Annotated in this window: 16 protein-coding genes; 7 read left to right on the top strand and 9 right to left on the bottom strand. The window is 59.5% G+C overall.

Annotation, left to right across the window (positions count from 1 at the left end):
* Window positions 1-238: 238 nt before the first annotated feature.
* Entirely contained in the window at window positions 239-2044 is a 1806-nt protein-coding gene (gene lepA / locus C4334_RS06130; RefSeq protein WP_352431202.1) for a translation elongation factor 4, read from the top strand.
* Between the two features lie 129 nt (window positions 2045-2173).
* Here the strand turns inward: lepA and C4334_RS06125 are convergent, their stop codons facing one another.
* From C4334_RS06125 to C4334_RS06115, 3 genes are all read right to left on the bottom strand, one after another.
* Entirely contained in the window at window positions 2174-5788 is a 3615-nt protein-coding gene (locus tag C4334_RS06125) for a PAS domain S-box protein (RefSeq protein ID WP_352431201.1), read from the bottom strand.
* 648 nt (window positions 5789-6436) lie between these two features.
* Window positions 6437-7351, bottom strand: coding sequence for a VWA domain-containing protein (locus C4334_RS06120; protein ID WP_352431200.1), 915 nt, complete (start codon window positions 7349-7351; stop codon window positions 6437-6439).
* A gap of 306 nt (window positions 7352-7657) precedes the next feature.
* A complete protein-coding gene (locus tag C4334_RS06115) occupies window positions 7658-8629 on the bottom strand; it encodes a VWA domain-containing protein (protein WP_352431199.1) in 972 nt (323 codons plus the stop codon).
* 339 nt (window positions 8630-8968) lie between these two features.
* Here C4334_RS06115 and C4334_RS06110 point away from each other — a divergent pair, with 339 nt between their 5' ends.
* Together C4334_RS06110 and C4334_RS06105 are read left to right on the top strand one after the other, a co-directional pair.
* The gene (locus tag C4334_RS06110) at window positions 8969-10774 is read left to right on the top strand and encodes a DUF885 domain-containing protein (protein WP_352431198.1); all 1806 of its coding nucleotides are present in this window, start codon (window positions 8969-8971) and stop codon (window positions 10772-10774) included.
* 211 nt (window positions 10775-10985) lie between these two features.
* Window positions 10986-12392: a formimidoylglutamate deiminase gene (locus C4334_RS06105; protein WP_352431197.1), complete on the top strand. Its 1407-nt coding sequence runs from the start codon at window positions 10986-10988 to the stop codon at window positions 12390-12392.
* A 189-nt stretch (window positions 12393-12581) separates the two neighbouring features.
* Here C4334_RS06105 and C4334_RS06100 read toward each other — a convergent pair whose 3' ends face one another.
* Window positions 12582-16304: a multifunctional oxoglutarate decarboxylase/oxoglutarate dehydrogenase thiamine pyrophosphate-binding subunit/dihydrolipoyllysine-residue succinyltransferase subunit gene (locus C4334_RS06100; protein WP_352431196.1), complete on the bottom strand. Its 3723-nt coding sequence runs from the start codon at window positions 16302-16304 to the stop codon at window positions 12582-12584.
* Between the two features lie 220 nt (window positions 16305-16524).
* Here C4334_RS06100 and C4334_RS06095 point away from each other — a divergent pair, with 220 nt between their 5' ends.
* The 4 genes from C4334_RS06095 (at window position 16525) to C4334_RS06080 (ending at window position 19693) form a co-directional block, all read left to right on the top strand.
* Entirely contained in the window at window positions 16525-16863 is a 339-nt protein-coding gene (locus tag C4334_RS06095; protein ID WP_352431195.1) for a hypothetical protein, read from the top strand.
* A gap of 215 nt (window positions 16864-17078) precedes the next feature.
* On the top strand, window positions 17079-17639 hold the full coding sequence (locus tag C4334_RS06090; protein ID WP_352431194.1) for a Uma2 family endonuclease: 561 nt from the start codon (window positions 17079-17081) through the stop codon (window positions 17637-17639).
* Window positions 17640-17699: 60 nt separating this feature from the next.
* Complete coding sequence (locus tag C4334_RS06085; protein WP_352431193.1) at window positions 17700-18266, top strand: Uma2 family endonuclease; 567 nt, start codon at window positions 17700-17702, stop codon at window positions 18264-18266.
* Between the two features lie 11 nt (window positions 18267-18277).
* A complete protein-coding gene (locus tag C4334_RS06080) occupies window positions 18278-19693 on the top strand; it encodes an amidase (RefSeq protein WP_352431192.1) in 1416 nt (471 codons plus the stop codon).
* 115 nt (window positions 19694-19808) lie between these two features.
* Here the strand turns inward: C4334_RS06080 and C4334_RS06075 are convergent, their stop codons facing one another.
* From C4334_RS06075 to C4334_RS06055, 5 genes are all read right to left on the bottom strand, one after another.
* Window positions 19809-21815 carry a chemotaxis protein CheA gene (locus C4334_RS06075; protein ID WP_352431191.1) on the bottom strand — a complete coding sequence of 669 codons (2007 nt, stop codon included), beginning with the start codon at window positions 21813-21815 and terminating at the stop codon, window positions 19809-19811.
* Window positions 21816-21957: 142 nt separating this feature from the next.
* Window positions 21958-22644 (bottom strand): transcription antitermination factor NusB, encoded by a 687-nt coding sequence (gene nusB, locus C4334_RS06070; RefSeq protein WP_352431190.1) that lies wholly within the window; start codon window positions 22642-22644, stop codon window positions 21958-21960.
* Entirely contained in the window at window positions 22637-23110 is a 474-nt protein-coding gene (gene ribH, locus C4334_RS06065) for a 6,7-dimethyl-8-ribityllumazine synthase (RefSeq protein ID WP_352431189.1), read from the bottom strand. Before ribH ends, nusB begins: the two co-directional genes overlap by 8 nt.
* 354 nt (window positions 23111-23464) lie before the next feature.
* The gene (locus tag C4334_RS06060) at window positions 23465-24358 is read right to left on the bottom strand and encodes a 3-hydroxyacyl-CoA dehydrogenase family protein (RefSeq protein ID WP_352431188.1); all 894 of its coding nucleotides are present in this window, start codon (window positions 24356-24358) and stop codon (window positions 23465-23467) included.
* Between the two features lie 248 nt (window positions 24359-24606).
* The gene (locus tag C4334_RS06055) at window positions 24607-25911 is read right to left on the bottom strand and encodes a rhomboid family intramembrane serine protease (protein ID WP_352431187.1); all 1305 of its coding nucleotides are present in this window, start codon (window positions 25909-25911) and stop codon (window positions 24607-24609) included.
* Window positions 25912-26124 lie beyond the last annotated feature (213 nt).

Raw genomic sequence — 26124 nt, 5'->3', positions numbered from 1 at the left:
TATAAGAAGGCCGCGAGTTGGTCCAGCGAGGGGAGTTCAGATGAGCTGCGGCATCTTGACGAGCAACGCCGGAAGATCTCTTGCTTCTCTTCGCGATCGTCGTTTGAAGTCGCCTTTCGCTAGGTTCGGAGCGGGACTTCGCCCCGGGTCTGTTCTCGGGTAAAATCAAACTTTAATGCGGATCGCCGCGCGCCGATTTTGCTCAAGATAGAAACGCAAAGGATTTCGAGAGATCGAGATGAAACCGGAACGGATAAGAAACTTCTCCATCATCGCGCACATAGATCACGGCAAATCGACGCTGGCTGATCGGTTGCTTGAACTGACCGGGGCATTGAGCGAACGCGAGATGACCGAACAGGTGCTCGACGCGATGGATCTCGAACGCGAGCGCGGCATTACGATCAAAGCCCACGCCGTGCGGCTCCATTACCGCGCGCGCGATGGGCAAGAATACGTGCTCAATCTGATCGACACGCCCGGTCACGTCGATTTTTCGTACGAAGTGTCGCGTGCGCTCTCGGCCTGCGAAGGAGCGCTGCTCGTCGTCGATGCTTCGCAAGGGGTGGAAGCCCAGACGTTGGCAAACACCTATCTAGCCATTGAACACAACCTCGAACTCATCCCGGTCATCAACAAAATAGATCTTCCGGGAGCCGAACCGGAAAGAGTGCTCGAACAGATCGAGCACGTCATCGGCCTGCCTGCACACGACGCGATCATGGTGAGCGCTAAAACGGGGCAGAACGTCGAAGAGGTGCTGGAAGCGATCGTGCGCGACATTCCGCCGCCCAAAGGCGATCCAGAGGCTCCGCTCAAAGCCCTCATCTTCGATTCGTGGTACGACCCTTATCGCGGCGTCGTCGTCCTCTTCCGCGTCATTGAAGGGACGATCCGTCCGGGCATGAAGATACGCTTCTTCAATACGGGGCGGGAATATACGGTGGAGACGTTGGGCGTCAACCGTCCACGTCCGACGCCTATAGAGGAATTGGGCGTCGGCGAAGTCGGGTTTTTAACCGCTTCGATCAAGACGGTGGCCGATGTGCAGATCGGAGATACGATCACCGAGGCGGCGCGTCCAACCGCTCAGCCCTTTCCCGGCTTTCAGCAGATCAAGCCGATGGTCTTCGCCGGACTCTATCCGGTCGATGCGAGCCAGTACGAAGAGTTGCGCGAGGCGCTCGACAAGCTCCGTTTGAACGATGCCTCGCTTTTCTACGAGCCGGAGACATCGGTGGCGCTCGGTTTCGGCTTCCGATGCGGTTTTCTCGGCTTGCTCCACATGGAGATCGTGCAAGAGCGTTTGGAGCGGGAGTTCAATCTCGAATTGATCACGACGGCCCCGAGCGTCCGTTATCGCGTGACGTTGACCAACGGCGAAATAGTCGAGGTCGATTCTCCGGCAAAGATGCCCGAACCCGGCAAGATCGAAAAGATCGAAGAGCCGGTGATCACGGCGACGATCCTGACGCCGGATGAATATTTAGGCGGCATCCTTTCGCTTCTTGAAGAGAAACGAGGCGAGCAGCGCGGCTTTGAATACCTCGGCCCAGGGCGCGTGATGCTCACCTATGAACTGCCGCTCAACGAAGTGGTGCTCGAATTCTACGATCGGTTGAAATCTGTCTCGCGCGGTTACGCTTCGCTTGACTATCAATTCGCTGGCTATCGCGAAAGCGATCTCGTCAAGCTCGACATCCTCGTGGCGGGCGAACCAGTGGACGCGCTTTCGCTAATCGTTCACCGAAGCAATGCACACGTCAAGGGGCGTGCGCTCGTCGAGAAGATGAAGGAGTTGATTCCGCGCCAGCTCTTCGAGGTGCCGATTCAAGCCGCGATTGGAAGTCGCGTCATCGCGCGCGAAACCATTCGCGCCATGGGCAAGAACGTGCTGGCCAAATGCTACGGCGGCGACATCACGCGCAAGCGCAAGTTGCTCGAAAAGCAGAAAGAGGGCAAAAAACGGATGAAGAAGATCGGGCGCGTTGAAATCCCACAAGAAGCTTTCCTTGCCGTGCTCAAAGTGAGCGAGTCGAAATAAATGGCGCGCGGATCGTGGCTCATCCTCGCGAAAAAGAACTGAAGCGCTCGGCCTGCGCCGCGCGCTGAGGCGAGCCGAGGGCGACACGGTCGCTCGCTTCCACTTTTCACCTCTAGCCCTAGACGCCTGCTACACGTTCTGCTGGCGGCGGGCTAAGACGTTGGAGATCACCTCGGCGATCTGCTCGAAGTCGAAAGGCTTGGCGATGATGCCATCAACCAAGTCTTTGTCTTCGATTTGGGCGAGCGCCTCGTGTCCGTAGCCGGTGACGAGGACGATGCCGATCTCCGGTTGATGCCGACGCACGGTGCGCGCAATCTGCCAGCCATCGATTTCAGGCATGGAGAGATCAGTGAAGACCAAGTCGAAAGGTTGAGTCGCCAGTGCGGCGAAGGCCGCCCGTCCGCCATCGACTTCGACGACCTTGTGGTTCATCGCAGTCAGCATGTCGGCCAGCGTCTCGCGCACAGCCGGTTCGTCGTCGGCGACGAGAACGCAAAGAGATTCTGATGGGGCGAGTTGCTGCAAGCAGCGCTGAGTCGCTTTGGCATGAGCCGCCGGTAGATGGATGATGAAGGTCGTGCCGCTGCCGACTTCGGATTCGACCTCGATGCGCCCGCGATGCCGCTCGATGATGCCGTAGCTGACGAAGAGTCCCAAGCCCGTGCCCTGCGCGCCTTTGGTAGTATAGAAAGGCTCGAAGATCCTTCCCATCGCGTCCGGTTGAATGCCAATGCCTTGATCGGTGAAGCGAAGGACTACCTCGCCACCATCGCGTTGAGCGGAGATCTTCAGGGTGCCGCCTTTTGGCATCGCATCAATGGCGTTGATGATCAAGTTGACGAAGACCTCGCGCAGCTCCGAAGCGTTGCCGGAGACGTAGAGGCCCGAAGGGGCGTCGAGCGCCACGTCGTAGCGCCGTCCGTGGACGAAGGCCTCATCTTCCCACTGCGTGCGCGTGATCTCAATGGCATCGAGCACGAGCGATCCGACATCCAGGCGCTCAAACCTTTCGAGCGGCGCTTGACGCGCGAATGTTTGAATGCGCCGCGCCGTCGCGGCGGCATCCTCGGCGGCCTTTTGAATCACATCGAGGCTTTGAAGGAGCTTGGGATCGCTGAGCTGACGACGCATCAACTGCGTGCGCCCCATGATCGCCGCCAGCGCGTTGTTGAAATCGTGGGCCACGCCGGAAGCCAGTTGACCAAGAGCGCGCAGTTTCTCCGCTTGCATCAAGCGTTCGGTCTGCTGTTTCTGCTCGGTTACGTCGTGCGCAAAGCAGAGGCTGCCGGTCACTTTCTCGTCCAGGCGTAGCGGCGTGCTGTTGATGAGCGCGTAACGCCAGCCATCAGCGCCCCGATAGCGCGCTTCGCACGATTGCGCTTGTCCGGCAAAGGTCTTCTGCAAAGAGGCTTCAACCTGCGCGCGGTCCTCTTCGTGAATGAAGTCAAAGATGCGGCGTCCGATCAATTCCGGCGGAGCGCAGCCGGTCAGCTCAAAGATGGCGCGGTTGCACCAAAGCAAGCGTCCTTCGGTATCGACGGCATAAATCGCTTCGCGTGCGCTTTGAAGCACGCTGACCAACAGCGTCTGCTGCTGTCTTGCCGCCGCTTGCGCTTCGCGCAGCTCCGTCAAATCGCGCGCCGTGCAGATGACGCCCATGATCCGCCCCTGGTCCGCAATCAACGGTTCAGCCGTGACGAGCAGCGGGCGCAAGGAATTTTCGGGCACGTATTCGCGCGTCAATCGGCGTCGTTCGCGTAACGCGCGTTCGACGAGACAGGTTCGATCCGTTGCGCGCAAGACGTCGCAGCAACGCCGCCCGATGAGCAGATGCGGCGAAGAATCTTCAAGCGCTGCTCCGGCGCGGTTGATCCGGACCAGTCTTCGGTCGAGATCGAAGATGAAGATGCCGTCGGACATGGCGTCGAAGGTCGCTTCCCATTCGCGTTTGGCTTGAGCGACCAAACCGAAAAGTTCGGCGTGCGCGATCCCAGTGGCCAATTGCGTGGCGACAGCTTCGATCAAGGCGATTTCGTCTTCGGTCCAGCGCCGCGGGCGGTCCAGTTGGAAGATGCGCAGCAGCCCGCGAAAATCGCCTTGGAAGATGAGCGGGAAGAGGATCGTCGATCTGATGCCGTGTTCTTTCAGCCGTTGTCGCAACAGCGGATCTTGCTCCTGCTCAGCGTCAGCGATGATGATAGGTTGCAGCGTCGCCATCAAACGCTGCGCGATCGGTGATTGGTAACTGCCCTGCAAACGCAAGCGTTCTGATGCGCGGTCGGCGGCATAGATGCAATCGGGTTTGAGCGTTTCTTCGCCGGGAGCATAGAGGCAGATGTCAACGCGTGAGGCTGCGAGAGTGCGCCCCAGTTCGTGCGTCGCGGCGTTCAATACTTCGGGCAGGTTGAGCGAAGCGCGAATGGCTTGTCCCAGACGGTTGATGAGCGCTTCGCGCATGGAGGCCGCCGTCGCTCGTTGATACAACTGCGCTTGGCGAATGGCCAACCCGGTTTGCTCGGCGATCGATTGTGCGAGCGCGATGTCCATCTCGCTCCAATGGCGTAGCTCGCGCACCTTTGAAATGGCGAAGGCACCGTGGAGGTCCCCGCCCACTCTGACGGCGACGTAAAGAACCGATTGAATCCCTGAAGGGCGCAGCACCGTTTCGTAGATCTCTCGCAAACGCGGATCGTTGGTCGTGTCATCGCTGGCGATGAAACCGCGCGCTTCGATCAGGCGTTTCACTCCGGCGAGGTCTTTGAGGCTGTATTCGATCACCGGGGGCTCGACATCGGGCGCCGAGTACGCGGCTACGCCGCGGACAACTCCGGTCGCTTCGTCTGGAATGAAGAGCACGCAGCGGTCGGCCTCCAAAGCTTGTCCGAGTTCGATCACTGCTGCGCGAAAGACTTCCGCCGGATCGAGCGAACGGTGAACGGCGCGCGTGATTCGTCCGATGATCGCCTCGCGTTCGACCTGGCGCGCCAAGTATTTTTCGAGTGATTTCCGTTCGGTGATGTCGCGCGCGATGCTACGCATGCCAGCGATTTGCCCGCGCGCGTCATAGACGGGCGTCGTGATCACTTCGAGATAGCGAACCGAGCGCGAAGCGTCGTAAACGCGATGGACGTTGCGTTTCGCTCCCTCGGTTGTTGATTGCGATACGGCCTCTTGCGGTTCGCCGAAAAGTTCGACCACTGACAAACCGATCAAGCTGGCCGCCGGATGACCGAAAAAGCTCGCCCCTGCGCGATTGATGCTCGTAATGCGCCCATGCTTGTCTTGTGTGAAGATGATGTCGGCAGCTTGTTCGACCAGATCCCGATAATGGCGTTCGATGCGGCTTCGTTCGACGAGGCGCGCCGTCTTGATCAAAAGCTCTTGCAGGCGGAAAGGCATCTCGAGGAAATCGTCGGCGCCCGCTTCAAGTCCGCGTAACCCTTCGTCATCAAGCGCTCCGCGCGCGCTTGCCAGCAGCACAGGCACATCCGCAGTTCGGTCGTTCGACTTCAGACGCCGACACAGTTCGATCCCATCCAACCCCGGCATGACTATGTCGCTGATGACGAGATCGGGCTGAACCTGCTCGGTCAACGCGAGCGCTTCCTCGCCGCTCAACGCGCCGAAGACGCAATATCCTTCGTTCTGTAGCAGGATCGTCAGAACTTCGAGCGTTTCCGGTTCGTCGTTGACAACGAGCAGCGTCGGTTGATTCGGTCGACGAGGTGCATCGTCGTTCATAGTGATAAGGTCGTGATCTCCAGTTCCAAAGTCCGCTTCATCGACTCCGGTCGGATCAGCCGCAAGCGGTGCCCTTTCGCTCCCAGCGATCTCTATCAGAAGCGCTGTGACGATTGACGTTTGGACGAAAAGCGGAGATTCCCTGGTCTGCTGCCGTCCGGAAGCCCGCGCGAAGGGCGCCGCTAGTATAGCAATGACAAGACGGATTTGTCACTACCGAATTTGGACCATGCGCCGCAGAAGCGGCGCTGAATTCGATGTTCTGTGGGAGCGCGAGCGAGGGTTCGTGCGCGCTTCTACGCTATGAGTTAAGGTTTCTCGACCGTCTCGCAATGAGAGTAGCGATCATCGCTCGTGGCAAAAGGAAGCTGTCAATCGTGATGTGGCGTGCCGCTTCGCTGGCCGAACTGGCCGAACTGGCGGAATAGTCAGGGACTGGCGGCGCGCTAAAGATCACGCAACCGACGCGCTCGGTTGCGTGATCATCGGGCAAAAGGGGGCTTGAATCTCGGTCGCGGCCTTAAGCGAAAAGGCCTTTCGCCGTTGCTCGTCATACCGGTTTGGTCTTGCCTATCGGACCAGCGCGAGCACGTCTAGCGAGAGGTTCTTTCTTTTTCGCTCGTTTTATCGGAAACTCTCTTGTATCGTCTAGGGCTTGGCCGCGATCTTCGCAAAGTAACCTTGGCGATAGACGAGCTGCAGTTTCTGTTTGCGGAGTTCGGGATTGACGACCTCTATGCGGATACGTCGGAAGGATCCATCGCGCCGCTTGTTGGTCGGCGCATAGGCGACTAGATACTGCGAGCGCAACTCTTCTTCGATCTGAGCGAAGGCGGCGCGAAGCTCCGTTTCGTCGCGCGGGAAGAAGGCGCGCCCGCCGGTGTTTTCGGCCAGTCGGCGAAGCGCTCTCTCGTTTATGCGGAAGTTATATGGATCGCCGATGCCGATGGCGTAGATGGTCGCTTCGGTTTTAATTGCGCGATCGATGGCCTCTTGCATCTTGAGGCGGCTGCTCGTATCCTCGCCGTCCGTCAACAAGATGATCGCGCGGCGCGTGCGGTCCGAGGTCTGAGAGAGGATCTCGTCGCAGGTCACCCACACGGCATCCCAGATGGCGGTCGTCCCTTCGGTGGTCCGCCCCGAGATGGGGGGTGTTCCGGGCGCGGTCACGCCGCCGCCGATGTAACCTGCGGGCACGGCGAGGCTGACGCGTTCGATGGCGCGCTGGATGCGCTCGACGTTGCTCGTCATCCCTTGTTCGAGCGTGGCATCGCCGGTGAAGGAGATGACGGCGACTTCGTCCTTGTCTGGGCGCACCACCGATCGGACGAAAGCGCGCGCGGCAGCTTTTTCGTCCGGCAGAGTCAATTCTTGTGAGAGGCTCGTATCGATGAGGATAGCTAACGACAACGGGCGCTCCGTCTGGCGTTCGAAGGTGGAGATCTCTTGCGGCACGTCGTCTTCGTAGATGCGCACATCATCGCGCTGCAGCGTCGTGACGAATCTGCGGTTCTTGTCGCGCGCGCTGAAGAGCACCGTCGTTAAATCGGTCTCGATGCGCACGACGTCATCCTCATCGATGGGTTCACCCTGTTTTCTTGGCTCCTGCGGCGGTCGGGGCTGTTGATGCTGCGGCGCGGAGGATGTGGGCTGGGCGCGACGCGGTCTCGTCGTTTGGGCCGGATCAGCCTGCTGTTGGGCGGCGCTCGAAGAAGCCCACAACGCGAGCGTCAATAGCAGGACGAGCGTTTGCCGGACGCAAGACGTAAGGCACCCATCCGTGCGACCGATCCTTTTCGACAGTTTGCGGGTTCGTTCGAGCATTGGCGATCTTCAGCTTTGTTGCGTTTCTAAGGCTGCATCGTTCGACTATTGTGCGGCGACGTTGTCGGCCACCGCCATGTAACCGCGTCGCGTTCGCACGCGCATTCCGTCGCGACCGTTGACGAGTTTGACTTCGATGCGGCGGAAGCTGCCGTCGTAACGATCGTTGCTCGGGCGATAGGTGATGATGTACTGCGAACGAAGCTCGCGGGCGATGCGCGCAAACGAGCGTTCCAGCGCGAGCATATCGCCCGTAAAGAACGCGCGTCCGCCCGTCTCTTCGCAGAGCTTTTCGAGATCACGGTCGCCCTTGTCGGCCACCGTTCCCGCTTCAACGCCCGGTACGGTGCCGGAGAAGCCCGCTTTGGTGGAGATGGCGAAGACGAGCGTCTCGGTTCGTTGCGCGATGTCGATGGCGTCGCGCAGCGTCGCGCGGCTGTAGGTGTCATCACCGTCGGTGACGATGACGATCACGCGACGTCCCGGAACTGAGCGCATCTTCTCGTTGCAGAATTGCCAGACGGCATCGTAGAGCGAGGTCTGCGTTCCCGGCTTTTTGATGCTGCGAATGGCTTTGTCGACCAAGTTGTAGCGGTCCGTGAAATCTTGCAGAAGTCGCACTTCGTCGTCGAACGTTCCGAAGGCCACTTTGTCACGCCGTGGGCGCGCAATGGTGTAGATGAAGTTGAGCGCCGCTTCCTGTTCGAACTTCAGCTTGCCGGCAGTCGAAGCGGACGTATCCAGCAACACAGCGATGTAAAGTGGTACCGACTCGCTGTTTTCCGCGAAGCTTTCGATCTGCTGCGGTTGTTTATCCTCAAGCACGATGAAGTCCGTCTGCTTCAGGCCCGCCACGGGCTGCCCCTTTTTGTCGAGCACGGTGACGGGTAGGCGGACGCGACGGATGAAGATCTTTTCAACATCTTGCTGGCTTTGGTTGGCTGGCTGTTGTTGCGCCACTCCCAGCACGGCGAAACAGAACAGAAGGATGAAAGCTCGCTGCATGGCGCTTCTCATCAACTCTCTCCTTGGGCATCTATTGGCCATCACGCGCGCAGGGGCGAAAGATCGTTGGATCAAGCTTCTCATAGCCTCGCTTTCGCTTCGTTTTCTCTTTCGGACCGCGCCGCGGATTCGTAAAGCCGCACTAGGTCCGTGTGATGCTCGATTCGCTCCCGATTGTTGCTTTGATGCCGGGCAACGTACAAAGTATATCAGCCTGTGAGGCGCGAAGATAAGCGGTGCGAAGGGGGGCTGACTCTGCACTCGAAGATGGTCGGCTTTTGGCGTCGCTTCCCCTTGTTGTTGTATGCTCGATGAAGATTTCTCTGATGTGTCAATTCCGAGGAGGAATGAATGCGATTACGCTCGCTATCCATCGCTCTGGTTTTACTCTTTTCGTCGTCTGCCGCGGCGCAACAGGATCAACGCCGCGACGCGGCTAAAGCCCTGCATGATCTTTTCGCTGCCGAATGGGATTACCGCATGGAACAGAACCCAACGTGGGCGTCGCTGCTCGGCGACCGACGTTGGAACGATCGGTGGGAGGATCTCAGTCTAGAGGCGATCCGCCGGCGACACGAACACAACCGGGAGGTGCTCGCTCGGTTGGCGAAGATCGACCGAAGTCAACTCTCGCCTCAAGACCAACTCAACTACGACCTGTTCAAACGGGAGTACGAAGCCGAGGTCGAAGGCTTCAAGTACCAATGGTACTTGATCCCACTCAACCAGCGCGGCGGAATTCAAACGGCGGATGAACTCGCCGATTCGCTCCGCTTCGCGACGATCAAAGATTACGAGGACTGGATCGCGCGTCTGCGCAGCTTTCCGCGTTATATGGACCAGACGATTGCGCTCATGCGCGAAGGCATACGCGCGCGGATGTTGCTCCCGAAAGTCATCATGCAGCGCGTCCCCGCGCAAATAGACAAACAGATCGTCGCTGATCCGCAGGAGAGTCCTTTCTATAAACCTTTCAAACGCTTCCCCAGTTCAATTCCGCCCGCTGAGCGCGAGCGCCTCGCGCAGGCGGCGCGCCAAGCGATCGCCGAAAGCATCATCCCCTCGTTCAAGAGGTTCAAGGAGTTCTTCGTCGGCGAGTATCTGTCCGCTTCGCTCGATCAGGTCGGCATCTGGCAGCTGCCGAACGGCGAAGAGATGTACGCTTATTTCGCCCGCCGTTACACGACGACCAATTTGACGCCGCGCGAGATTCATGAACTGGGGCTCAGCGAAGTGCGGCGCATTCGCGCCGAGATGCAGCGGATCATGGACCAAGTCGGCTTCAAAGGCTCGCTGCAAGATTTCTTCCACTTGCTGCGCACCGATCCGCGTTTTTACTACAAGACGCCGGAAGAGCTGTTGATGGCCTATCGCGCAACGGCCAAACGCATCGATCCGCATTTGGTCAAAGTCTTTCGTCGCTTGCCGCGCATGCCGTACGGCGTTGACCCCATTCCGGAAAAGATCGCGCCCGATACCACGACTGCTTATTATCAACGTCCGGCGGCTGATGGCTCGCGCGCCGGAACTTACTACGTTAACCTCTACAAGCCCGAAACACGCCCCAAATACGAGATGATGGCGCTCAGCTTGCACGAGGCCGTGCCCGGCCATCACTTGCAGATCGCGCTCGCGCAAGAACTGGGGGAAGTGCCCAATTTCCGTCGCTACGGCGGCTATACGGCCTTCATCGAGGGATGGGGTCTTTATGCCGAATCGCTCGGCGACGACATGGGACTCTACGATGACCCTTATTCGAAGTTTGGGCAGTTGACTTACGAGATGTGGCGCGCTGTCCGCCTCGTCGTCGATACGGGGATGCACTACATGCGTTGGACGCGCGAACAGGCGATCAACTTCTTTAAGGAGAACGCGGCCAAAACCGAACTCGATATCACGAACGAAATAGATCGCTACATCGCGTGGCCCGGACAAGCGCTCGCTTACAAAATCGGCGAACTGAAGATCAAAGAGCTGCGCGCGCGCGCCAGCCGCGAACTCGGAGAGAACTTCGACATACGAGAGTTCCATGACGTAGTGCTCGGCGCCGGAGCCGTGCCGCTTGATGTCCTCGAGCGCAACGTCAACGACTGGATCGCGCAGAAAAAGGCCGCCGCATTGAAAGAGCCGCGCGCTGCTTCGGATCAGAGCCGTTGATGGGGGCCGCGCACGATGAGATCGCCACAACCTGTAGCGGTCACCCTACTACAGGTTGTGGTTCACGAGCGAAGTCGCCGGTCAAGCGCGTGGCCGAAACCTCGCCGCGACGCCACCGCGTCGAAGAAGATGTCATCGCTTGATGTTTCGGGACGTGGCGGGGGACATCAAGCGATCCGTCGCACGAAGCTAAGGTATGCTTCCAGAGAAGATGAAGGGTGAAACGGCATGGCTCGCCGACCTCGTTTACGTCAACGGTCGTTTCGAGAAAGATCTCGCGCTCGTGTGCGACCGGCGCGGACGCATCGTGCGTCTTGCGCGTGAGGTTGACGGCGTCGCCAGCGTCATTGACTTGCGTGGGCGGGCCATCTTGCCGGGATTGGTCAATGCGCACTCGCACGCTTTTCAACGCGCGCTCCGCGCCAGAACCGAAGGGCGTCGGCGCGCGCGTGAAACTTTTTGGACGTGGCGCGACGCGATGTACGCGCTCGCGTCGCGACTCGAACCGGAAGATGTCTACGACGTTTCGCGCATGGCCTTTCTCGAAATGGCTTTGAGCGGCATCACGACGGTCGGCGAGTTCCATTACCTACATAACGCGCCCGATGGAGAGACATATGCAGAACGTGGGCTGCTCGCAAAAGAGGTCGTTCGCGCTGCGCTCGCTGTCGGTTTGAGGATCTGTCTGCTCGACGCGCTATACATGCGCGCCGGATTCAACGTCGAACTGGACCGCAGGCAACGCCGATTCATCACGTCCGATCCGTCCGACTACTTTCTTCGCGTCGAGACTTTGCGAAAGGAGCTTGATGAGGGACCGGATGGGCGCGTGCGCATCGGCCTTGCACCGCACAGCCTGCGCGCCGTTCCTCTTGGGGCACTGCGTGAGGCGGCGCGTTTCGGTTCGCAAGGCGGTTATCCCTTCCACATGCACGTCGCGGAACAGCTTGCTGAAGTTGAAGCTTGTTTGCGTGAATACGGACGCACGCCGGTCCGCTTGCTCGCCGAAGAAGGTTTCTTGGATGAAAGATTCACAGCTGTTCATGCCATTCACGTTGATCACGAGGAGATAGGGCTTCTAGGGCGCGCGCGCGTGTGCGCTTGCCCGACGACGGAACGCAATTTGGGCGATGGGGTTGTCCCCGCCGATGCGCTCTGCGCGTCCGGAGCGCGCATCGCGTTGGGAACTGATAGCCACGCGCAAGTGGACCTGCTCGAAGATGCGCGCGAGTTGGAACTCAACTTGCGCTTGAAGAACGGAGCGCGCGCCATACTCGCTCCGCCGGCGGAGACGGATGAAGCGGCTTTTGGCAGTTTGGCTGCGCGTCTTTTCGAAATGGCGACCGTCAACGGAGCGCAGAGCTTAGGCTTGAACGCGGGGAAGCTTGCATCGGGAAGCGCGGCTGATTTCTTCACCGTTGATCTTCAAGACGCTGCGCTTGCTGGAGCCGATGCCCATTCTCTTCTGTCGCACATCATCTTCGCTGGCGGGCGTAGCGCAGTGCGTGACGTGGTGATCGGCGGACGTCGGATCGTAGAGGACGGGCGGCACGGCGCGCAGGATGTCATTATCGAACGCTTCATCGCGCTGCAGCGCAAGCTTTGGTCCGGAGCGTGAAAATTGTAACGGCAGATTTCAAAGCTGTTCTCCCGCGAGCGTGTTCAAAGGGGAGTGGCATCGCAGGCTTACGTTCGAAATGAACGGAAGCGGAAGGATACGCTACGTGATCCTTCCGCTTTCGAAGCGAACCCGCTGAAGAGTTCGAAGGCTCCTTTGCTGAAGCATCGAGCTGTGAAGTTTTGTGGCTCATCCTGCCGCTTGGCCGGCGAGCGTGCGCTTGCTCGCTTCGGACAAGATGGGCGCGTCTTGCATCAGGGCTTCGTCCACGAGTTTGCGTTGTTCGAGTTCATGGATCGTGTACGAACCGGTTGCTGGGCTGGCCGATGGGGCGCGTCCGACGTAGTGCAAGCGCGCGCCTTCGGGCAGCAACGCCTCGATGCGCGGTTGCACGAATGTCCAGCCGCCCATGTTCTTCGGTTCCTCTTGCACCCACAGGAATTCGTTCGCCCGCTCATAGCGTGCCAGGCTCGCGCGCAAGGCGTTTGCGGGGAACGGATAGAGCTGCTCCAAACGCACGATGGCGATGCGTGCCTCTTCGGAACGTTTGCGCGCTTCGCTCAGATCGTAATAGACCTTGCCGCTGCAGAAGATCACGCGCCGCACGGCGGTCGCTTCCTTCACGTCAGTGTCGTCGAGCACCGGTTGGAATCCGCCCGTCGTCAGCTGGTCCAGCGTCGAACTCGCCGCGGGCAATCGGAGCAGGCTCTTCGGCGTCATCACAATGAGCGGGCGGGCTGCTTCTTGTTTGACTTGGCGACGGAGCAGGTGGAAATACTGCGCCGGAGTCGTTGGATAGCAGACGGTCATGTTGTTCTCGGCGCACAATTGCAAGAAGCGTTCAAGTCGCGCGCTCGAATGCTCTGGTCCTTGCCCTTCGTAACCGTGTGGCAACAGCAGGACGAGGCGCGAAGTCTGTTGCCATTTGTCTTCGCCCGAAGCGATGAATTGATCGATCATGATCTGCGCGCCGTTGGCGAAATCGCCGAACTGCGCTTCCCACATCACGAGCGCATCGCGCGCGACGACCGAGTAGCCGTACTCGAAGCCGAGTACACCCTCTTCCGACAGGGAACTATCGTAAACTTCGAAGCGCGCTGGCGGATTTACAGGCGAACGTAGTTCGGCCAGCGGCGACCAAGCTTGCCCAGTCTGCGTGTCGTAGAGCACGGCGTGGCGTTGGCTGAACGTGCCGCGCCCCGAATCCTGCCCGCTCAAGCGCACGCGCTTGCCTTCGATCACAAGGGAGCCGAAGGCGACCGCTTCGGCAAACGCCCAATCGATCGGCGCTTGTCCTTCGCTCATCTTGGCGCGGCGCGTCAGCTGGCTGACCATCTTCGGGTTGACGTGAAAGCCCTCTGGTACGACGGCGATGCGATGGCCGATCTCGCGCACGATTTCGGCTGAGACGGGCGTTTCGATGATCGCTGAACCATCTTCCTCTTCGACGGGCGGCGGAAGCTCTTTTGGCGCGGGCCGGAGCTTGACCTGTTCTTTAGCGCGGGCCCAAACCTCCTCGTAGCGGCGCACGCGCTCTTCGATCAACTGCTGCAACTCAGCTTCCGTAATCACGCCTTCGCGAATGAGCTGGCGCGCGTATTTAACGCGCACCCCTTCGTGCTCGCGCACGCGCGCGTACATGAGCGGCTGTGTGTAACTCGGCTCGTCCGTCTCATTGTGACCCAGTCGGCGGAAGCCGACAAGGTCAATCACCACGTCTTTGTGGAACTTCTGACGGAAGTCGAGCGCGATCTGAAGGACGCGATAGGCCGCTTCCGGATCATCGGCGTTGACGTGAAAGATCGGAAGTTGCGTCATCTTCGCCACGTCGGTCGAATAGATGGTCGAACGTCCGGCCTCGGGCGAGGTCGTAAAGCCGATCTGGTTGTTGATGATGATGTGGATCGTGCCGCCCGTGCGATAGCCTTTGAGGTCCGCGAGATTGAGCGTCTCCATGACGACGCCTTGACCAGCGAAGGCCGCGTCGCCGTGGAGCAACACGGGCATGTAACGCGCCCACGCCTCTTCCGGCGAGAGACCCCGCTCGTCTTTGGCAATGTCTTGTTTGGCGCGGACCATCCCTTCGACCACCGGATCAACGGCTTCGAGGTGGCTCGGGTTAGGCGAAACGGTCAGCCGAACTTGTCGCCCGTCAACCGTTTCGCGCACGCCAGTGGCGCCCTGATGATACTTCACATCGCCTTCGTCAGCCGGAAAGTTCGGGTGGACCGATCCTTCAAAGGCGACGAAGATGCGCTCGCAAAAGCGCCCGATGACATTCGCCAGCACGTTCAGCCGACCGCGGTGGGCCATGCCGATGGTTATGTCTTCGACGCCACGGCGAGCCGCGCCCTCGATCAACTGGTCCAAGAGCGGAATGATCGTCTCCGTGCCTTCGAGCGAGAACCTCTTCTGGCCCAGATACTTCGTATGCAGGAAGCGCTCGAACTGTTCGGCGGAAATGAGCTTCCACAAGATCTGCTTTTTGACCTCGACCGGCACGGGTTCAGGCGGCGCTTCCAATCTCTCCTGCAGCCAACGCTTCTGTTCGAGGCTCTGAATATGACGGTACTCGACGCCGATCGTCCCGCAATAGGAGCGATGGAGCATGTCGAGTATTTGGCGCAAGGTCGCGCGTTCAACGCCGCCCAAGCCCCCTGTGACGAACTCGCGGTCCAAGTCCCAGATCGTCAGCCCGTAGGTTTCGATGTCGAGTTCGGGATGATAGAGCACGGGCATCGCATGGAGCGGGTCGAGATCGGCGATCAGGTGTCCGCGGATGCGGTAAGCATTGATCAGTTCGCGCACGCGCACCTGTTTGACCATCTGCTCGCGTTGGTGTTCGGCGTCGAAGATCGGCGGCAGGCGATCGACCGACCAACGCATAGGTTTATATGGGATGCCGAGGTCGGCGAAGATCTCCTGATAAAAATCGTGTTCGCCGAGCAGCAGTTCGTGAATGCGGGCGAGAAAAGCGCCCGATTCAGCGCCTTGAATGATGCGATGGTCGTAGGTGCTCGTGATGTTGATGACTTTGCTGATCGCCAGTTGCGACAGCAGTTCAGGCGCCATCGCTTGATACTCAGCCGGATACTCGATCGCGCCCGTGGCGACGATCAGAGACTGGCCGACCATCAGACGCGGCATGGACGCGACCGTGCCGATCGTGCCGGGGTTGGTTAAAGAGACGGTTGTGCCCTGGAAATCAGCGACTTGGAGTTTCCCCTCGCGCGCGCGTCGGATGATCTCGTCGTAGGCGGCGAGGAACTCAGAAAAGCGCATTGCGCCGACGTTCTTGATGTTCGGCACGACGAGCGAGCGCGTGCCGTCTTTGCGTTCAAGGTCGACGGCGATGCCGAGATTGATTTCGCGTCGGCGGATGCGCGAGGGCACGCCGTTGACCACTCCGTAAGCGTCGTTCAAGTGCGGAAAGGCCTCGAGCGCACGCACAATAGCCCATGCGATCAGATGCGTGTAAGAAGCCTTGCCGCGCCCTTTCTGTTGTAAGTGGCGGTTGATGATGAGCCGATTCTCCTCGAGGACTTTGACCGGGACTTTGCGTTGCGAAGTGGCCGTCGGCACTGAAAGGCTCGTCTCCATGTTCTCGACGATCTTCAGTGCTGGCCCGCGGATCGGTTCGGCTTCGCCTTCGATCGCCATCGCCGCCACTGGCTTAGGGATGACGGACGCAGAAGGCGCCGTTGGCGATGCTGCTGTCTCTGCCGCGCGCGCCGCTTCGCCGTCAAGGCCGAATTCGCTCAACAGTTCGGTGAAATAGGCGCGCCACGATTCATCGACCAAGCTCGGATTGCTTCGAAAACGGTTGAACAACGTTTCGACGTAGGTCGCGTTCGCCCCGAAATGTTCAGCGATATATTCCGATAAATCGACGTTTCTTCCGTTGGAACTCATCTCGTTCTACACCTTAGTCTATGTGGACGGTCTCTCACTGATTCCCGCGGCCAAGGACGTTGAAACAACCTACCGCTTAAACCAATAGAGTAGCACTATCGCGCCCGGATTGCACAGGCCAGAAGAACGAGAGGGAGCGGCGGGCGCCTTTTGCCAGTGCCCGGCATTCGCGTCAAACTACGCGATGAGATAGAATGTGCGCCGCGAGGAGCGATGGCCGATGAAGAGAAGACAAAAAGTGGAACCAACGGGGCGCAGGAAGTTCGCGCGCTCGGTCGCCGCGGCGATCATCTCCGCGCCTTTGATCATAAACCACAAGGCGCAGCCGCAGTCCGGCTCGGGAACGAGCGCGCGTTCGCCAAAGAACTCCGAGGCGGATTCTGCGACTTTGGTTGCCGCCTACGTGGAAGTGGCGCGGGCACGATTTGGCGATAAGTTCACCGGCGATGAGTTGGAAAGGCTGCGGAGAGAATTTGACAGCTATGCGCGGTCGAGCGAACGGTTGCGGACCGCCAAGCTGGAGAACGGTGACGAGCCTGATTTCATCTTTCGGGCGTAAGGGCGGTCATCACGCCTCCGCCTCACGAAGCAAAGCGGGCTAACTGGGATCGCGATGTTTGTCTAAACGGATTGATCCGCGCGGGAGAAGTGGATCGCAACGCTTTGCTGCAAGCGGTTAAAAGGGGGACGACGCGGGCGTCGCCTTCTCGGAACCGTTTGCGGCTCCTTGTGTTATCATCTCGAAGTGAGTTTACGGGCCACGGAGTCGGAACGATGTCGATTCAAATCGAACGTCGCCATTTCACCGTCCATGAATATCATCGCATGGTCGAAGCGGGCATCCTTTCGGAGGATGATCGCGTGGAACTGATCGAAGGGGAGATCATCGAGATGGCGCCGATCGGTCGTCGTCACGCCGCGTGCGTTAGCAAATTGACTGAACTCTTCGCACGCGAGTTCCTTGAAGCGACAGTTCTATGGGTCCAGAATCCGATCCGTCTTGATGAACGGTCGGAGCCGGAGCCCGATGTGGCGCTTCTTCGTCGGCGCGAAGACTTTTACGCGCGCGAGATGCCCGGCCCTGCTGATGTGTTGCTGATTGTGGAAGTGGCCGATACGTCGTCGCGGTACGATCGCGCCGTGAAAGTGCCTCTTTATGCTAATGCTGGGATCGGCGAAGTTTGGTTGGTGGATTTAACAGCGGAAACGATCGAAGTCTATGCACAGCCAGCGGGCGAGAGCTATCAATCTTGCAAGCGACTAAGGCGCGGTGACTTGCTATCACCACGAGCTTTCCCGCAAGCCGTTCTAGAAGTCGCCGATCTACTCGTTTGAGGAAAGCAACGGTGGTCGAGCGAGTGTTAGACCGATGTCGTCGAAGGGGCAACAGAGAGCATGTCTATCGATGTCGGACGACGACTGTTCAGCGTGGATGAATATCATCGGATGCTTGAGGCTGGGGTCCTCGGCGAGGATGATCGCGTGGAACTGATCGAAGGGGAGATCATCGAGATGGCGCCGATCGGTCGTCGTCACGCCGCGTGCGTTAGCAAATTGACTGAACTCTTCGCACGCGAGTTCCTTGAAGCGACAGTTCTATGGGTCCAGAATCCGATCCGTCTTGATGAACGGTCGGAGCCGGAGCCCGATGTGGCGCTTCTTCGTCGGCGCGAAGACTTTTACGCGCGCGAGATGCCCGGCCCTGCTGATGTGTTGCTGATTGTGGAAGTGGCCGATACGTCGTCGCGGTACGATCGCGCCGTGAAAGTGCCTCTTTATGCGCGTGCCGGAATCCCTGAACTTTGGCTGATCGATCTCGAAACGGAGGAGATAGAAGTTCACTTTCAGCCGAGCGGCGACGGTTATCAACGCGTTTGCCGCCTTGGTCGCGGCGAGAGCGTCGCGCCCCAAGCTTTCCCGCAAGTCAGTTTCACGGTCTCAGATCTCTTTCCGATGAAGTAGAAAGGCGACCGATGCTGCCCGACACGATCCCGTTCGCTTCCGTGCGCGAATTAGCTGAACGGATACGCGCACGGAAACTTTCGCCGGTTGAACTCACTGAAGTTTATCTCGATCGTCTGGAAAGAATTGGTCCGCGTCTTGGAGCCGTGGTGACGGTGATGCGCGATGCTGCGCTCGAAGAAGCGCGCGAGCGCGAGCGCGAATTGCGGCGCGGGCGTTGGCGTGGGCCGCTCCACGGCGTCCCATACGGGGCGAAGGATCTGCTCGCGACGCACAACGCGCCGACGAGCTGGGGCGCCGCGCCGTATAAGGATCAACGTTTCGATTACGATGCGACGGTCATCCGCCGCCTGCGTGAAGCAGGAGCTGTGCTTGCAGCGAAGCTGGCGATGATCGAACTTGCGGGCGGCATGGGGTACAACGAGGCTGGCGCTTCCTTCACCGGACCATGTCGCACGCCTTGGAACTTGAATTTCTGGAGCGGCGGATCTTCTTCGGGGCCAGGCGCTGCCGTCGCTGCTGGGCTCGTCGCTTTCGCCATCGGGTCGGAAACCTCCGGTTCAATCATCACGCCGGCGGCTTTTTCCGGGATCACGGGACTACGTCCAACTTATGGTTTGGTTTCGCGTCATGGCGCGATGGCCCTTTCATGGACGCTCGATAAACTCGGCCCGATGTGCCGCACAGCGGACGATTGCGGCCTCGTGCTTGCGGCCATCGCTGGCCCAGATCCTTCGGATCCGACGACGCGCGATGTGAGATTCTCCTATCCCTTCCAGCGTCAAGAAGTGCCACCCAAACGGCGTCGCTTGCGAATCGCTGTGATGAAGGATTCGTATGAGAAAGCGCAACCCGAAGTGCGCGAGAATTTCTTGCGCGCGCTCGATGTGCTTCGCCGTTTCGCCGAGATCGCGATGGATATCGCGCTGCCGGATTTCCCGTATGGGCCAGCCGTCAGCACGATCGTCGATGCCGAAGGCGCGAGCGCGTTTCGCGATCTGATCGAATCGGGGCGCGTTCGCGAACTCGCTTCGCCGCAAGGGCGCGTCGGCGGATATGCCGCGTCGCTCGTCACGGCCGTTGATTACCTGCATGCGATGCGCTTGCGCGCGCCGATGCGCCGGGCCTGGGTCGAGATGTTCAAAAAGTATGACGTGCTCGTCGCGCCATCTCGCTCGACCGTCGCTTACCCGATCGATAAGCCTTTCAATCAGGCCTATCCAGGGGTTACCGCCTCATCCCCGATTGGAGCGAGCAACCTAGTCGGCGTGCCGGCCATTTCGGTGTCGAACGGGTTTGGGCAGAACGGACTCCCGACCGGAATTCAGTTCATTGGTCCAACATTCAGCGAAAAACTTTTGATCGAAATCGCCCATCGTTATCAGCAAGCGACCGACTGGCACAAACGTCGTCCAATGATCGGTTAAGAAGCTCGGCTTCGTCGAGATGAGCGAACCACGGGATCGTCCGAGTGAAGCTGACGAAATGTCGGGCGCCAATCAAAGGGCGCGTGGGCGAATCTATGGCCGCGCGTTCTTCGGTTCAGCGACGTTCTATCTCCAACAAGCGAGGAAGATCGAGGATCAAAGCCACGGTTCCGTCTGAAAGTTCAGTCGCACCGCTGATGCCGCGCCAATGTGAGGCGTGACGACCGAGACTGCGAACCAGCACTTCGCTGTGGCCCTCCCACTCATCGACGGCGATAGCAACGCGGCGCGCTTCCGCCGCTTGCGGGCTTTTCTGCTGCTCGCGAAGGCGCGAGACGATGATCGAGATGCGTTCGCTGCCATTTTCGGCGGGCGGTTGTGCGAGCAGCTCACGCAGATGGACGAACGGCAGCACTGCGCCCCGCCAGCGAACGACGCGCATCTCTCCGAGACGTTCGATCTCGGTCGCACGGATAACGCCCGTCTCCACGATCTGATTAGACGGCACGCAGTAGCGGTGGCCCATTGAGCGAACAACCAGCGAAGACAGCAACGTGAGCGTGGTCGGCAACACCATCTCGAAGGTCGTGCCGCGCCCTACTTCGCTCCAAACGCGCAGTTCGCCGCCCGTCTGCTCGACCGCGCGTTCGACCACATCGAGGCCAACGCCGCGTCCGGAAATATCTGAGACGGTCGCCGCCGTTGAGAACCCTGGACGGAAAATCAAGCGCAAGATCTGCTCTTGCGTTAAAGAGTCGCTCTCGTCGATCAACCCGCGTTCGATCGCCGTGCGACGCACGCGCGCAGGGTCAATGCCTCGTCCATCGTCGCTGACGCGAACCACGATACGACTGCCTTCAGATATCGCTTCGAGGGTGAGTTTGCCGCGCGCGCTCTTGTTCGCTTGTCGGCGTTGCTCGCTCGGTTCGATGCCGTGATCGACCGCGTTGCGAACCAGATGCAGCAGTGGATCGGAGATCATGTCGGCGAGCGATTTATCGAGCCTGACCTCTCCTCCGGTGATTTCGACCTCGACCTCTTTTTGGGCTGTGCGTGCCGTAGCTCGTGCGGAGCGAGCGGCGCGTTCCAATGTTTGCGCGATCGGGACCATGCGCAGCTCCACTAATCGCTCTTCCAGTTCGAGGAAATGGCGACGAAGGCGCGCCGCGCGAAGCTCCGTCTCTACGTCGCCTTCGACGCCACGCAAAGCTTTGTCCAGTGTCGTCATCGTCTCGGTGAAGAGAGCGTGAAAGGAGAAGACCATGTCGTCCAATTCTTCGAGCGAGACGCGCACCAGCGAAGATGGGGAAGGCGCAGGGGGGCTGACCGTAGTGGCTAGTGCCCTTGGTGGAACGTCTTCCGCTGGTTGGCGTTCCGCTGCGGTTGTTTTCTCATCGGCGGTTTGCGCTCTCGCGGCCATGAGTCGAGCGGCGAACTTGGTCGTCGTCTCTTCAATGGTTTGGCGGTCGCTCGCGCTCGCGTAGAGTATGCGGAAATGGATCTTCTCGGGAGAGCTAGCTTCCGCTTCGGGAACTGTTGCGATGACTTCGCCTCGTTCGCTGAGCGCTTCACGCAGAGCGCGAAACTTTTCATCGAAGTCAGCGAGATCGAAAGCGACGCTGACGACGTAGGGGGTAGCGCCTTCGCGTGCGGCCTCGCGCAGCCGATGCTGTTCGTATTCGTTGAGCATTTGAGCCAGATCCGGCGGCAGCGCGGTGAGCGGGTCGTCCGCAGCGGAGCGCGGCGTTGCAAGTGCTCGCAGCCGGGCGATGATCTCATCGGATGCAGGCAGGGGTTCATGTCGGGCTGCGCAATCGAGCGCTGTTGCCAGCGCTTGCGCCGTCTGCTCAAATAGATCGAGCGCTGCATCGTCGATGTCGAGTCGTCCGGTCCGCGCGGCATCGAGCAAGGATTCGAATTCATGTGCCAAGCGGGAGATATCGGCGAAACCGAGCGCGGCGGAAGAGCCTTTAAGCGTGTGCGCGTGACGGAAGATGCGCGCGAGGATTTCTCGCCGCTCGCTGCCGCGATGGCGCAGGACGCGAAGCGCGCCGACATCTTTGTTGAGCGCTTCGGTCAGATCTTCAGCTTCAGCGAAGAAGATTTGCAGCAGGTCATCCATCGCTTTGCGCTAATAGTTGGCATCAGCATCGGCAAAGCGGGGGCTTTGTCGGAGGCAAAATCGCAGTGCGCCAAGCCGAGGCAAAACGCTCGCCGTGGCGTAGAGGCTGTTTTGGCTGGCAAAGCGTCTAAATCGCATCGCGTCAGGCCGAGGCAAAACGCTCGCCGTCCTCGGTATCGGGCTCGTCTGGACGCGGTTGCTCCAGATCGAGATCGCGGCGAATGGCGTCGAGAATGCCGTTGATGAATTGCGTCGCCTCGTAGGTGGAGAAGCGACGCGCGATTTCGAGCGCCTCATTGATGACGACGGCGCGCGGCGTCGGTTCGTAAAGGAATTCGTAGACGGCCAGGCGCAAGATGTTGCGATCGACTACGGCCATGCGCTCGATGCGCCAGTGCTCGGCGCGACGGCGAATGCGCTCGTCCAATTCTGGCAGGTGAGCCAAGACGCCCATGACGAGGCGCGTCGCGAAATCGCGCGCTTCGTCGTCAAGTTCCGGTTCACCGAGTTCGGCCCAGTAGGTCCGCACCAATTCGTCGGCGCGCGTTCTGGCGATGTCCGCTGCAAAGAGCATCTGCAAGGCGCATTCGCGCGCCTTACGCCTCAAGCCCATAAGAAAACCGTCGTCAAAGTCACGAAAGATGGTGAACGAAAAACCAAGCCAACCTCGCTTCGCTTGAGAGAGCGTGGTCGCTGTGCCACTAAAGATTTCGCTGATCGGCGTCGCGGCTCGGTAGTCAGTCCGTGCAATGGCGATGAGGTCCACTGGCGCGGCGAAGATTTTGCTGCTCGGCGTTGCGACTCGATCGTCTGCGAGTCGTTCATCCACGCATCTCCTTGTAGAGGTTGGCCAGCTCGACAGCGGCCATGGCCGCCTCGACCCCTTTGTTGCCAGCTTTCACGCCAGCGCGGTCCATCGCTTGCTCGACCGTGTTAGCCGTGATGATACCGAAAAGAACCGGCACGCCCGTCTCCATCGCCGCCTGCGCGATGCCGTTGGCGGCACATGAGGCGACGTAATCGAAGTGGGGCGTCTCGCCGCGTATGATCACGCCCAGACAGATGACGGCATCGAACCGCCCGGAAGCCGCCAGCTTGCGAGCCAGCAGCGGGATCTCGAATGATCCCGGCACGCGAAAATGCTCCACCGCCTGCTCCTCTGCGCCCAGACGCGCGAGCGCGTCGAGCGCGCCTTCCACCAAGCGCATCGTCAACAGTTCGTTCCAGCGACTGCTGATGATGGCGAAGCGCAATCCAGAAGCGTTCAGCTTGCCTTGATGAACTTTCGGTTGCACTTTTTTCTTCTTCGATGCACGCAGCGAGCGTTGGGAGCGTTTGCAGTATAGGGAAGCTCGACGGAGATGACAAGTGCGAGGTGGAAGCGGCGACACTGCCGTTTCGCTTCACGATGCCGCGATTGACAAAGACCTGTGTCCGAGAGCGGGCGCGAAACAGCGATGCCGCGATCCGACGAAGACCGGCGTCCAAGGACCTATGAACCAACGGATAGAAGGTGCCCCCGAAGCGCGCCCTTTCGGTTGAGAGCGTGTGGACCAGCTTGCGGGTCGTCTCGACCATTCGCCAATCGCGATCCCTTGCGCGTGCGAAGAGCGACCCTTTCGAGCCGCTCTTCGCCGCCACGCGAACCATCAAAGCAGGTTCATCGGTGTCGGGTTCTTCGGGTCTTTCGTGTAATCGTAGAAGCCGCGCCCCGTTTTGCGTCCATGAAGGCCGGCTTTAACCATGCGTTTGAGCAAAGGCGGCGGCGCGAACCGCTTTTCGCGAAACTCGTTGAACATGATCTCGGCGATGTAATAAGTCGTGTCGAGTCCGACGAAATCGCCGAGCGTAAACGGCCCCATCGGGTAACCGCAGCCGAGCTTCATCGCGTTGTCGATATCGACGATGCTGCCGACGCCTTCTTCAAGCGCGCGTATGGCGTCGAGCATGTAGGGGACGAGCAGACGATTGACGATGAAGCCCGTCCGGTCGCTCGTGCGCACCGGAACTTTGCCGAGCTTTTCGGCGAAGCGCACGGCTTCGTCGTAAACGGCTGGATCGGTCAAGATGGTGCGCACCACTTCGACTAGCTTCATGATCGGAACGGGGTTGAAGAAGTGAAGGCCGATGAAGCGCTTCTGCCGTTCGAGCGACGTCACGGTCATCATCTCCGTGATCGACAGCGATGAGGTGTTCGAAGCGAAGACGGTCTCCGGTCGGCAAATCTTATCGAGTCGGCTGAACGTCTCGTGCTTGAGTTCGAGATTTTCGGTGATCGCTTCGATCACGATGTCGCAGTCGGCCAGATCGTCGAGCGAAGTCGTCCCGCGCAAGCGTCGGCGCGTCTCTTCTTGCTGCTCTGCCGTGAGCGTCCCCTTTTCGACGAACTTAGCCAGAGATTTTTCGATCGCCTCGAAGCCTTTATTCAAAGCTTCTTCGGCGACTTCGCGCACAACGGTCTCGAACCCGGCGGTCGCCGCCACTTGCGCGATCCCTGAACCCATCAGACCGCAACCGATGACACCGACTTTTTTGATCTCCATATCCTTCTCCTTGAAGCGAAAAGTTTCAGCAGTTTTCTCGATGCATGCGCGCGGATGAAGCGCACGCCAAAAGCGGAATTCTACCGTGTCCAAGCGTCCATTGCACAACTGTCTCGCGGAGGAGTGGACCGGCTGAGAGCGAACGTCTTCGAAGCTCATACGGCGCTGCTTGCATGTCATGTAATCAAACGGTGAGGTGAAACTCGCCACAGCGGCGCATCGCTCGTTGCCCGTTTCTGCGGTGCGACTTAGCGTGGTCGCGTGCCATCAGCGGTGATGCGGATGCCGTACTTGTGGCCGTCGAGTTCGACCCACAGCCGGAAACGCTCGCGCCACGATTCGAACGCTAGCAAAAGATCCTCGCGCTGTTTGCCAATGGCGGGGGAGCGATTCTCCGTCTGCGACGTTTGCGCCAGCGCGCGCGCGCGCAGCAAGAGCGCCTTCAGTTCGTTGCGCAGCCCATCGGCTTCGTCATCCAGATGCGGTGCATAGTCGAGCGCGCGCAGACCCTCCTCGGCGGCGCGCGCATCGCCGTTGCTGAAGGCGATCAGGAACGCTTGTTCTCCTTTGTTGATCGCTTCAATGTAAGCTTCCACGCCGCCTCTGCCAGACAAAAAGCGATTGGCCGCATTCTCAATGGTGGGCGGCGGCGCGGAAAAATGGGTGGCGATCTTGTAAAAACTGAAGATCACGAGCGCGAGCGAGAGGATCTGCGCCGCGCGCCACAAAAAAGAGGTGCGCGCCCTGCTTTCGGGACGAAGGTAATCGGTAAACAGCGCCAAGGCGATGCCGGCGAGAAAGCCGCCGACGTGTGCGGCGTTGTCGATGAAGCCGCGGCCGGCGTAGCCGATAGCGAAGTTGACGAGGATGACGGGTAGCAACCCGATGCCGAAACTCCGTTTGAATTCTTCGGGGAGTTCGCGTCGGTACTTGATGCCGAAAACGAAGAGCACGCCGATCAGCCCGAAGAGCGCGCCGGAAGCGCCCACCGATGGGTTGTCGGTCGCTTTGAAGAGAAAGCTTCCCAGCCAACCGGAAGCGAGGTCAGGGCGAACGGTCAGATAACTGGCGATCACGCCGGCGATTCCCGAGACGATCCAGAAGACGACGAACTTGGCCGACCCGTACAGTTTCTCGACGTATGGGCCGAGCAGCAATAGCCCGTACATGTTCAAGAAGAGGTGAATTGGCCCAGCATGGAGGAAGATGGGCGTGACGAAACGCCACCACTCACCGCGATCAACCAGCGCGTTGATCTTAGCGCCATAAGAGGCGAGCACGCTATAGTTTTCCGATCCGCCCGACAGGTACATCAAAATAGAAAAGAAGACGTTGACCGTGAGAAAGACGACCGTAAAAGGGGCCGGGCGCGAAAGCACGGCGCGGAAAAAGCGTTTAGTGCGTGATTCGCGCGCGACTTGAAAGGCGATCGGCGTCGGCGCACCACACTGCAAACAGGAAACCTCGTTGGCGCCGATCAACGCGCCACAATGGCGACAGACGCTTGGTCGTCCGGCGTAGTATGTCTTCTCGTTGGCGGTCTCTTCAGCCAAGCTCTTTAGGTCGCTCCTCGCCACATTCTAGCACCAAATGGGACAAAGAGTCGCAAACGCCAGAGCGGTCGGGCGAGATCGTTAACCACTCTGTGCGCTTTTCGACCGAGGCGATGCAGTCGAAGGCGGCGATGCCACGCGCAAGAGCTGAAGGGAATCTCGACGGAGAACAGGACCAAAGCTTTGACCTCTTTCTGAAAGTGGGAGGCGCAG

Source organism: Pyrinomonas sp. (assembly GCF_040289685.1).
Taxonomy (GTDB): domain Bacteria; phylum Acidobacteriota; class Blastocatellia; order Pyrinomonadales; family Pyrinomonadaceae; genus Pyrinomonas.
Note: the sequence above shows the minus strand (reverse complement) of the source record. Positions and strands in the feature narration are given on the sequence as shown.